Raw genomic sequence first — 10,085 nt, 5'->3', positions numbered from 1 at the left:
GCCCTCACTCCCCTGCGTCCCCCGGAAGCAATCCCTGACTCGGGGGCACGAGGACGGTCTGCACGCCGCCATCTGGCAGCATCACGCCCCGCAGGTCGTCATCCGCGTCCACGCCATCGACAACGCGCCGGAGGATGCGCCCATCCGGGCGAAGGGCGTACTTCGCGCCGGAGTCGAGCGACGGAAAACGCCGTCCACACGCTGCGGGGTTCTCGTCCACGAAGACGAAGAGCAGGCCGTCCTGCCGGAGCACCCGGTACGTGTAGGACTCCGGTCGGCTGTCACAGGACGTCGCCGCGCTCCCCAGCGGGAACAGGTCCCGCGAGACGATCGTCAACGCGCGCAGGGTCTCGCCATCCAGCACGACCGGCACACCGGCCTGGAGGACACCCGCATCGGCATCGGAAGAGACCGGGAAGCGGACGGTCCGGTCTTCAAGCACTGGCGCCGAAAGTGGCTCGGGCCTCCGGGCGCAGCCCAGCAGTCCCAGCACCAACGCAACAGTCTTCAGCGACATGATCCGACCTCGCATCCGGCCTTCCTACAGCGCATCCAGCCGCTAGGTGCGCGCATCAAGCCAGGTGCGGAGCCGAGCAGCCCACCAACAGGCCCAGACCGGCCACGAGGCTCCAACCAGACCAGCAAGAGCGGCCAGGCATGAATTCCAGCAAAGCGCGTTCAGGCCGCAAGACCCACTCGCGAGCCCGCCTGACCTGCAAGCAGAAAAGCGACCGTTCGATCCACAGGACAGGGGACTGTTCACTTACGGAAGAGGGAGAACGCTCCGGGGTTTAACGGAAGCTGGAACACCCCTACCCTGCCCCGTTCGCTACCGGCTCCCGTGATCCAAACGACCCCTGCCATCGATTCGCTGCGGGCGCGGTATCTGTCCGCGCAGCTCTCCGGAAACCGGCAAGAGGCCCTGCGCCTGCTCGTGGACGAGGGCCTGCTGTGCGGCGTGCCACTCCAGGAGCTCCACCTGGAGGTCATCCAGGCGGCCCAGTACGAAATCGGGCGGCTCTGGCAGGAGAACGTCATCTCCGTGGCCCAGGAACACCTGGCCACCGCCATCTCCCAGTACGTCCTGGCCCACCTGTACCGCCACCTGCCCCGCGACCCGTCCAACGACAAGGTCGTGTTGATGGCGTGCGTGGAGGGCGAACTGCACGAAGTGGGCGCGCGCATGGCCAGCGACTTCCTGGAGATGGCCGGCTTCAACGTGCGCTTCCTCGGCGCCAACGTGCCCGCGGATCACCTGGCCCGCATGGTGCGCGAGTCCCCGCCGGACCTCCTGGCCCTCTCCGTCTCCATGCCCTTCCACATGCCCCAGGTCCGCGAGGCCGTGCGCAAGGTGCGTGAAGTCTCCCCGTCCCTGCCCATCGCCGTGGGTGGGCTCGCCTTCGACTGGGGCCCCGTCCTCGAGGACGAACTGGCCGTGTCCTTCTTCGGCAAGAGCGTCCGCGAGCTCGTCGCCTCCGCCTGCCGCCTCCTGGGGGTCTGACGCCATGCCGCACGTGAGCCTCCAGGTGGAAGCGCGGACCGCGTTCCTCGCATCCAACTCTGTTCAGGCTTTGTACGAAGACCCGTTCTGGGCCGCGCGCTACGGCATCCAGCGCGCCCGCCGCTTCGGTGACGAGGACGCCGTCTTCCACGTGCGCTACCTCGTGCAGGCACTGGACGCTGCGCGCCCCGCCATCATCGAGGACTACGCGCGCTGGCTGCGCACCCTGCTCGTCACGCGCGGCATGTGCTCGCTGCACCTGGATCAGCACTTCGACGGGCTCGCCCACGCGCTCCAGGCGGAGGGCTTCGGCCCGGACTCCCTGCCCCACACCTACGTCCACTCCGCCCGACAGGCCCTGCGGTACAAAGACGGCCCCGCCCACGCCGTGGAGTCGGACGCCGCCGCCATCATCAGCGTGGTCGTCCGGCGCACGGAGGGCCCGCTTCCCTCCGGAAGCCGCCCCCGCCTGGAACAAGAGGTGCGGCTCCAGTTGTCCTATCTCTCGGATGCGCTCGCCCTGGGTCGTGCGGACCTGTGGAACGCCCATCTGCAGTGGTACGCGGGCTTCTGGCCCCAACGGGGACTGTCCCCCCTGACCCTTCCCCACCTCCTGGACGCCTTGGAGGCGGCCCTGGCGGACGGCCCCCCTGAAGCGCGGACGTTGCTCGCGCGGACGCCCGATTCGTGGGAGGAGACCCACTCATGATGAAGGAAGAGGACCGCGACTCCGGGATCTTCGAATCCCTCAGCCGCGAGCTGGCTCTGGCCTGTGATGCGCAAGGCACGATCGTCTGGCGCGACGAGCGCGCCGCGCGCCTCCTGGACGTCAAGCCCGGCCAGACGCTGCAGAGCCTGGCGAGCCACGGCAGCGAGAGCAAGGTCGAGAAGCTGCTCGTGCAGGCGCGCGACGAGGCCGTGGACAGCTGGGAGCTCATCCTCCAGAGCCACCACAAGCCCGCGACGTTCGCCTTCCGCGCCCGGCCGCACGAGGGCGGCATCGCGCTGGTGGGCAGCCTGGTGCCGGAGGACTACGGCACCGCGCTCACCCAGGTGAGCACCACGCTGGGCGAACTGTCCGCGCTCCACCGCGAGACGGAGCGCCAACAGCACGAGCTCAAGCGCCGCGCGGAGGAGCTGGCCCGCCTCAACCGCGAGCTGGAGGAATCCAACAAGGGCGTGCGCACCCTGCACGCAGCCCTGGATGAGAAGGCGGAGAGCCTCCAGCGCGCGTCCGAAATCAAGAGCCGCGTGGTGGCCAACGTGAGCCACGAGTTCCGCACGCCGCTGCACTCCATCCTCGGGCTGTCCAAGGTGCTGCTCAACCCGCTCAACGGCAGCCTCGCGCCGGAGCAGGAGAAGCAGGTCCAGTTCATCCGCGGCTCCGCGGAGGCGCTCTTCGAGCTGGTCAACGACCTGTTGGACCTGTCCAAGGTGGAGTCCGGCAAGACGACGCTGCGCCACACCCGCTTCGTCGCGTCCGACCTCATCAGCGCGATGCGCGGCATGACGCGTCCCCTGCTGGCGACGGACTCGACGGTGGCGCTCGACTTCGAGGAGTCGGCGGAGCCCCTGGAGCTGGAGACGGACGAGGCCAAGCTCAGCCAGGTGCTGCGCAACCTCATCTCCAACGCGCTCAAGTTCACCGAGTCCGGCGCCGTCACGGTGTCCGCGGCCCGGGGCCCGCGCGACACGGTGGTGTTCTCCGTGAAGGACACGGGCATCGGCATCGCGCCGGAGAACCACGACCGCGTCTTCGAGGAGTTCATCCAGGTGGACAGCCCCCTGCAGCGGCGCGTGAAGGGCACCGGCCTGGGCCTGCCCCTGGCGCGCAAGCTGACGGAGCTGTTGGGCGGCACGCTCACCGTGAAGAGCCAGCTGGGGGAAGGCGCCACCTTCCTCATCACCCTGCCGCGCGTCCACCCGGAGGTGTCGGAGATGACGGGGCTCACCCAGCGCAGCGAGACGCTGGACCCCTCGCGCGCCCCGGTGCTGGTGCTGGAGGACGACCGCCAGACGCTCTTCCTCTACGAGAAGTACCTGGCGCGCTCCGGCTTCCAGGTGCTGCCCGTGCGCAGCGTGGAGGAAGCGCGCAAGGCGATGCAGCGCGTGCGCCCCGCGGCCATGGTGCTGGACGTGATGCTGGAGGGCGAGACGAGCTGGAACTTCCTCGCGGAGATGAAGAACGGGGAGCAGACGCGCGACATCCCCGTCCTCGTCGTCACCGTGACGGACCGCGAGCAGAAGGCGCGCGCCCTGGGCGCGGACGAGTTCTGGCTCAAGCCCGTGGACGAGGTGCGCCTGCAGAAGAAGCTGACGGCGATGGCGCGCACCGGGCCGGTGGAGCGGGTGCTCATCATCGACGACGACGACGTGCACCGCTACCTGCTCAAGCAGCTGCTCAAGGACACGCAGTTCCAACTGCTGGAGGCCGCCAACGGCCGCGAAGGCGTGAGGATCGCCCGCGAGCACGCCCCGCACCTCATCTTCCTGGACTTCGTGCTGCCGGACATCACCGCCTTCGACGTGCTGGACGAACTGAAGGCGGACCCGCGCACGCGCGACATCCCCATCATCCTGCACACCTCCCACCAGTTGCAGGAGCCGGAGCGCCAGCGGCTGGCGCGCGAGACGTCCGCCATCCTGGCCAAGCACACGCTCAGCCGCGAGGTGGCCATCACCCGCATCCGCGACGCACTGTCCAAGGCGGGGCTGGGGAACCGGGAGCTGCGCGAGGGGAGCTCCCGTGGCTGAGGAGTCGCGTCTGGCAACGGTCCTCAACGTCAACGACGACGAGGCCAACCGCTACCTGGTCAACCGCATCCTGGAGATGTCCGGCTACCACGTGCTGGAGGCGGCCACCGGCATGGCGGCGCTCCTCATGGCGGAGGAGCACCGCCCGGACGTCATCGTCCTGGACGTGAAGCTGCCGGACATCAGCGGCTATGAGGTCTGCGCGCGGCTGAGGGCCAACTCGGCCACGGCCTCCATCGCGGTGATGCACACGTCCGCGACGTTCGTCACGCCGGACAAGAAGGTGCAGGGCCTGGAGGGCGGCGCGGACGCGTACCTCACCCAGCCCTACGAACCCTCGGAGCTCATCGCCACGGTGCGCTCGCTGTTGCGCCTGCGCCACGCGGAGCAGCAGGCCCGGCTGCGCACGGATCAGCTCATTGAAATGGACCGGCGCAAGGACGAGTTCCTGGCCATGCTGGCCCATGAGCTGCGCAACCCGCTGGCCGCCATCATGACGTCCATTGGCATCCTGGAGCGCAAGGGGCCCTCGGACACCAAGGAAGCGCGGATGCACGGCATCATCCAGCGCCAGACGCACCACCTGGCGCGGCTGGTGGATGACCTGCTGGACGTCAGCCGCATCACCCGGGGCAAGGTGGAGCTGCGGACGGAGCCGGTGAGCCTCACGGCGACCTTCCAGCAGGTGCTCGCCATCCTGCGCCCCCGCGTGGAGGCCCGCGGCCTGAAGCTGGAGGTCCACCTGCCGCGCGCGCCGCTGTGGCTGGAGGGCGACGCCACGCGCCTGGAGCAGGTCTTCACCAACCTGGTGGACAACGCGGCCAAGTACACGGACGAGGGCAGCGTCACCGTGGAGCTGTTCCAGGAGGGCGTGGACGGCGGCGCGCAGGCGGTGCTGCGGGTGAAGGACACCGGCATCGGCATCTCGCAGGAGAAGCTGCCCGCCATGTTCGAGCTGTTCGCCCAGGCGGACACGTCCCTGGAGCGCTCGCGCGGGGGCCTGGGCATTGGTCTCACCCTGGTGCGCACGCTGGTGCGGATGCACGGCGGCACCGTGGAGGCCACCAGCGGCGGCCCGGGCCGGGGCAGTGAGTTCGTGGTGCGGCTGCCCCTGCTCCCCGCGGACCGCGTCCCCCTGGCGGCCGGGACGAACCTCCTGGATGCACGGCGCGCGCGGCGCATCCTGCTGGTGGAGGACAACTCGGACGCGCGCCAGTCCATGCGCGACCTGCTGGAGCTGTGGGGTCACCAGGTGGCTGTGGCCCAGGACGGCGTGCGGGGCGTGGAGCTGGCCCTGGAGCACGCGCCGGACCTGGCGCTGGTGGACATTGGCCTGCCGGGGATGGACGGCTTCCAGGTGGCCCGGACGCTGCGCGCGCGCGTGGGGCAGGGGCTGCGGCTGGTGGCGCTCAGCGGCTACGGCGACCCGGAGGCCTACCAGCAGGCCCTGAAGGCCGGGTTCGACGTGCACCTCACCAAGCCGGTGCGGCCCGCGGACCTGGATCGCGTCCTGTCGAACCTCTGAAGCGGGAGTGGAGGGTGGCTACCGCCGCGTCAGCGCGTTGGCCACCAGGCCCAGCAGCTTCACCTGGCCGGGGTCCAACTGACGCACGCTGCGCAGCAGCCGGCGCACTTCCGGACGCTCCGGCGTGGGCGGAGGGGCCTCGCTGGCGCGCGACGGCGGAGCGCCCTGCGCCGCGAGTCCCAGCAGCTCGTCCGCGGAGACGTGCAGCTCGTGGCACAGCTTCAGCAGGGTCTGGACGCTGGGGAGCATGCCGCCGCGCTCAAGGCGGCCGTACACTTCCGTGGCCACGTCGATTCGCTCGGCGACGTCGGCCTGCGTAAGCTCCATGCGGCCCCGGGCGACCCGTGCCGATGCGCCGATGGTGGTTGCGAGTTTCTTGTCCATGCCTTCGCTTGCCGACCCGAAACGTTTGGCCGACGGCATAGGACGTATAGAGGCAGACAGACAGAACTTGCCGGGTCAGCCTCCCATTGTTCACCCATAGGGTCGCTGCGCGGGAGGTGGACTTTCGGAGTCCGGGCAACCCCGACACCCATGGCTCTTTTGAGACGGAGCGCCCTCTGGAAACAGCCTCCGCGAAGTGCATCTCCGCGCGTTTACGGGCTTGTCCGGAGGTGACCCAGGACGTTGGAGCCGCCGTTTCCTACGGTGCTGAAGCGTCCTGCCGCCACTGCCACCCTTCAGGGTTGGCTCATGTTTTCAGTGCCGCCCAGATACACGCCCCGCCGCCACCCGCTTCCGAGTGGCGTCGTGGCCGCTACCGCGACGCCAGGGTGGTCAACTCCACCGTGCCCAGGGCGCGCGCCAGCTCCGCGCGAGAGGTGGCCAGGTCGTACGTCGCCTGCACCTGCTGGGCGGCGGCGTTGGAGAAGGCCACCTGCGCGTCGCTCACCTCGATGATGTTGCCCACGCCCGCGCGGTAGCGCCCTTCGGCCAGCCGCAGCCGCTCGCGCGCGTTCACCTGGGCCTCGTCCGCGGCGGTGAGCGCCTCGCGCGTGGCCACCACGTTGAGCCGGGCCTGCTCCACCTGGAGCCGCACCTGCTGCCGGAGCGCGTCCTTCTGCGCCTGGAGGTCGCGCAGGTTGGCGTTGGCCTCGCGCGTCTGCGCGTTGACGAGCCCGCCCTGGAACAGCGCCCAGCTCAGCTGGACGCCGCCCTGCGCGCTCAGCGTGGCGCCGTTGAACGGGTTCGCCCCCACGTCGGACAGGTTGCCCGTGGCGCTCAAGGAGGGCAGGTGGCCGGCCTTCGTCACCTTCACCTGTGACTCCTGCGCGGAAATCTGCCGCTCGCGCGCGGCGACGTCGGGGCGGGCCTCCAGCGCGCGCGTCACCAGCGCGTCCAGCACCTCGTCCTCGCCCGCGATGGCCGCCACCGTCACGTCCTGCACGGTGTAGTCGGTGGACGTCTCCACGCCCATGGTCTGGTTGAGCTGCGCCTTCGCGGTGGCATAGGCGTTCTGCGCGCGGATGAGCGCCACCTGCGCGTTGGCCTTCGCGGTGCGCTGCTGGAGCAGGTCAATCTCCGGCCGAGAGCCCACCTGCACGGACGCGTTCACCTGGTTGAGCCGGGCCTCCTCGCTCTGGAGCGTCTCGCGCGCCACGCCCAGCAGGGCCTTCTGCGTGAGGACGTTGAAGTACGCCGTTCGCACATTCCGCAGCGCGTCCTGGAGCACCTGCTCCTGCGAGTTCTCCTGCGCGCCCGCCGACTCCTTCGACGCGTTGTAGCGGCCAGACGTCTTGCCGAAGTCGTAGATGAGCTGGTTGGCGGCGATGCTGCCGCTGAAGCGCCGCGTGGAGTTGGACACCACGCCGGTGTCGCTGCCCGGCACGTTCTGGATGACGGCCCGGTTGCTGGTGCCCAGCGTGTAGCCAGCGTTGGCGCTCACCTGCGGCAGGAAGCTGGAGAAGGACTGGTCCACCCGGGCGTACGCCGCGTCGGTGCTCGCCTGCGCCGAGCGCAGCGACGGCTGGTACTGGCGCGCCGCGGCCTCCGCGTCCGCCAGGGTGATGACGCGCCCCTCGGCGGCGGACATCGTCAGGGACTGCTGCACGGCCGGAGGCGTCACGGGCGTTGCCGGAGCCGGGGCCTGCGGCGTGGCGGCCGGGGCCGTCGCCGGAGCCTGGGCGGCCGGGGCCTGCGTCCGCGGGGCGGCGGGCTGGGCCGTCTGGGCCCCCGCGACCACGGGCAGGACGCACAACGAAAGCGTCAACGGAAGCGCGCGCATCACTCGTACCTCAGTGCATCGATGGGATCCAACAGGCTCGCCTTGCGCGCCGGATACAGACCGAAGACGACCCCAACCAGGCCGCTGAACACGATGGCCAGCAGCGCGACGTCAGGACGGACCAGCATGGGCCAGCCGAACTGCGCGGCGAGCAGCTTCGCCACGCCCAGGCCCACGGCCGCGCCGATGATGCCGCCCAGCACCGCCAGCGTCAGCGCCTCGATGAGGAACTGCGCCAGGATGTCTCGCGGACGGGCGCCCACCGCCACGCGCACGCCAATCTCCCGCGTCCGCTCGGTGACGCTCACCAGCATGATGTTCATGATGCCGATACCGCCCACCACCAGCGACACCGCCGCGATGGCCGCGAGCAGCAGGCTCAACGTCTCCGTGCTCTGCTGCTGGCCGCTGGCGACTTCCGCCAGGTTGCGCACGTCGAAGTCGTTGGCGTCGTCCTCGCCCAGGCGGTGACGCTCGCGCAGCAGGTTCGTCACGTCCGTCTGGGCCTTGGCCGTGAGGTCCGCGCTGGCAGCCTGCACGAACACCGCGCCGGTGATGTACGCGCCCAGGCTCTGCGCCTGCACCTGCCGCTTGAACGTGGTGGCCGGCACGAACACCGTGTTGTCGAAGTCCTGGCCCACGGGCGACTGGCCCTTGGGCGCCGTCACGCCCATCACGGTGAAGGGCGTCTTGTTGATGCGGATGACCTGCCCCACGGGGTTGAAGCCCTTGCCGTAGAGGTTGTCCACCACCGTCTGACCCAGCACCGCCACCTTCGCGCCGGCCTCGTTGTCCGCGTCCGTGAAGTGCGCGCCCTTCGCCATGGTCCAGCTGCGCACGGAGAAGTAGTCCGTCGTGGTGCCGATGATGCTGGTGTTCCAGTTCTGGTCCTCGCTGAACACCTGCGCGTTGGAGCGCATCTCCGGCGCGGCGCCGCGCACGCTGGCCACCTGCGTGCGCACGGCCTCCAGGTCGTCCCAGGTGATGGTGGGCTGGCTGCCGAAGCCGCCGCGCGCGCCACCGGACTTGGACGAGCCCGGCAGGATGATGAGCAGGTTGGTGCCCATGGAGTCGAAGACCTTCTGCACGCTGGCCTTCGCGCCGTCGCCAATGGCCACCATGGCGATGACCGCGCCCACGCCGATGATGATGCCCAGCGCGGTGAGCACCGAGCGCGTCTTCGAGCGCAACAGCGCGCGCAGCGCCAGGACGAGTGTCTCCATGATGTTCATGTCCCCACCTCCTCGGCGGGCACCACCGCCGGGTTCGGCGTCTGGCGTCTGTCGTTCACGATGCGCCCGTCCTTCACCACCACGATGCGCTGGGTGTACTCGGCCACGTCCGGCTCGTGCGTCACCAGCACCAGCGTCATGCCTTCCTTCTGCAGTTGCTGGAACAGCGCCATCACCTCCACCGTGGTGCGCGAGTCCAGGTTGCCCGTGGGCTCGTCCGCCAGGATGACGCGAGGCCGCCCCACCAGCGCCCGCGCGATGGCCACGCGCTGCTGCTGACCGCCGGAGAGCTGCTTCGGGTGGTGGTCCAGCCGGGCCCCCAGCCCCACGCGCTCCAGCGCTTCCTTCGCCCGCGCACGCCGCTCCTTCGAGGGCACGCCCGCGTAGAGCATGGGCAGCTCCACGTTCTCCAGCGCGGTGGTGCGCGCCAGCAGGTTGAAGCTCTGGAAGACGAAGCCCAGGGTGCGGTTGCGCACGCGCGCCAGGCCGTCGCGGTCCAGGCGGGCCACCTCGCGGCCGTTGAGCAGGTACTCGCCGGAGGTGGGCCGGTCCAGGCAGCCCAGGATGTTCATCAGCGTGGACTTGCCCGAACCGGAGGAGCCCATGATGGAGACGAACTCCCCGGGCTCCACCGTGAAGTCCACGCCACGCAGGGCCCGCACCTCCACGTCGCCAGACTTGTACACCTTCGCCACTTTGTTGAGCTGGATGACGGGGGGTGCCCGCTTCGTGTCCGCGTCCATCTGTCTGCCTCTGTCCCTTCCCCTGCCCGCAGTTCCTGTGATGGTGTCTGTGATTGGAACGGCCGCGCGCGCCTAGAATCCGCCCCGGCGCCCGCCGCCCATGCCC

9 protein-coding genes are annotated in these 10,085 nt (G+C 69.9%); 4 read left to right on the top strand and 5 right to left on the bottom strand.

Going from position 1 to position 10,085, the window contains the following annotated elements; translation table 11 throughout:
* Positions 1 to 4: 4 nt before the first annotated feature.
* Positions 5 to 532, bottom strand: coding sequence for a hypothetical protein (locus D7Y11_RS38865; protein ID WP_126936202.1), 528 nt, complete (start codon positions 530 to 532; stop codon positions 5 to 7).
* A 309-nt stretch (positions 533 to 841) separates the two neighbouring features.
* Here D7Y11_RS38865 and D7Y11_RS38860 point away from each other — a divergent pair, with 309 nt between their 5' ends.
* Genes D7Y11_RS38860 through D7Y11_RS38845 form a run of 4 tightly spaced genes read left to right on the top strand, consistent with a single transcriptional unit; the run spans position 842 to position 5,780 of the window.
* Positions 842 to 1,501, top strand: a complete 660-nt coding sequence (locus D7Y11_RS38860; RefSeq protein WP_120580995.1) for a B12-binding domain-containing protein — start codon at positions 842 to 844, stop codon at positions 1,499 to 1,501.
* 4 nt (positions 1,502 to 1,505) lie between these two features.
* Positions 1,506 to 2,210 (top strand): hypothetical protein, encoded by a 705-nt coding sequence (locus tag D7Y11_RS38855; protein WP_121752564.1) that lies wholly within the window; start codon positions 1,506 to 1,508, stop codon positions 2,208 to 2,210.
* Positions 2,207 to 4,255 (top strand): hybrid sensor histidine kinase/response regulator, encoded by a 2,049-nt coding sequence (locus tag D7Y11_RS38850; RefSeq protein ID WP_120580993.1) that lies wholly within the window; start codon positions 2,207 to 2,209, stop codon positions 4,253 to 4,255. The genes D7Y11_RS38855 and D7Y11_RS38850 overlap by 4 nt, the downstream gene beginning before the upstream one ends.
* Entirely contained in the window at positions 4,248 to 5,780 is a 1,533-nt protein-coding gene (locus tag D7Y11_RS38845; protein ID WP_120580992.1) for a response regulator, read from the top strand. The genes D7Y11_RS38850 and D7Y11_RS38845 overlap by 8 nt, the downstream gene beginning before the upstream one ends.
* Positions 5,781 to 5,798: 18 nt before the next feature.
* Here the strand turns inward: D7Y11_RS38845 and D7Y11_RS38840 are convergent, their stop codons facing one another.
* The 4 genes from D7Y11_RS38840 to D7Y11_RS38825 form a co-directional block, all read right to left on the bottom strand.
* Entirely contained in the window at positions 5,799 to 6,164 is a 366-nt protein-coding gene (locus tag D7Y11_RS38840; RefSeq protein WP_120580991.1) for a helix-turn-helix transcriptional regulator, read from the bottom strand.
* Between the two features lie 373 nt (positions 6,165 to 6,537).
* Positions 6,538 to 8,004, bottom strand: a complete 1,467-nt coding sequence (locus tag D7Y11_RS38835; RefSeq protein ID WP_121752565.1) for a TolC family protein — start codon at positions 8,002 to 8,004, stop codon at positions 6,538 to 6,540.
* Positions 8,004 to 9,236: an ABC transporter permease gene (locus tag D7Y11_RS38830; RefSeq protein ID WP_120580989.1), complete on the bottom strand. Its 1,233-nt coding sequence runs from the start codon at positions 9,234 to 9,236 to the stop codon at positions 8,004 to 8,006. Before D7Y11_RS38830 ends, D7Y11_RS38835 begins: the two co-directional genes overlap by 1 nt.
* Positions 9,233 to 9,979: an ABC transporter ATP-binding protein gene (locus D7Y11_RS38825; RefSeq protein ID WP_120596566.1), complete on the bottom strand. Its 747-nt coding sequence runs from the start codon at positions 9,977 to 9,979 to the stop codon at positions 9,233 to 9,235. Before D7Y11_RS38825 ends, D7Y11_RS38830 begins: the two co-directional genes overlap by 4 nt.
* Between the last annotated feature and the right edge of the window lie 106 nt (positions 9,980 to 10,085).

This window comes from Corallococcus sp. AB018 (genome assembly GCF_003986945.1).
Lineage (GTDB): Bacteria > Myxococcota > Myxococcia > Myxococcales > Myxococcaceae > Corallococcus > Corallococcus exiguus.
Note: the sequence above shows the minus strand (reverse complement) of the source record. Positions and strands in the feature narration are given on the sequence as shown.

What these genes read in the sequence shown, in the direction of transcription:
- D7Y11_RS38855 (WP_121752564.1), top strand. Translation starts at nt 1,506, where the DNA reads ATGCCGCACGTGAGCCTCCAGGTGGAAGCGCGGACCGCGTTCCTCGCA.
- D7Y11_RS38840 (WP_120580991.1), bottom strand. Translation starts at nt 6,164, where the DNA reads ATGGACAAGAAACTCGCAACCACCATCGGCGCATCGGCACGGGTCGCC.
- D7Y11_RS38835 (WP_121752565.1), bottom strand. Translation starts at nt 8,004, where the DNA reads ATGCGCGCGCTTCCGTTGACGCTTTCGTTGTGCGTCCTGCCCGTGGTC.
- D7Y11_RS38865 (WP_126936202.1), bottom strand. Translation starts at nt 532, where the DNA reads ATGCGAGGTCGGATCATGTCGCTGAAGACTGTTGCGTTGGTGCTGGGA.
- D7Y11_RS38850 (WP_120580993.1), top strand. Translation starts at nt 2,207, where the DNA reads ATGATGAAGGAAGAGGACCGCGACTCCGGGATCTTCGAATCCCTCAGC.
- D7Y11_RS38830 (WP_120580989.1), bottom strand. Translation starts at nt 9,236, where the DNA reads ATGAACATCATGGAGACACTCGTCCTGGCGCTGCGCGCGCTGTTGCGC.
- D7Y11_RS38825 (WP_120596566.1), bottom strand. Translation starts at nt 9,979, where the DNA reads ATGGACGCGGACACGAAGCGGGCACCCCCCGTCATCCAGCTCAACAAA.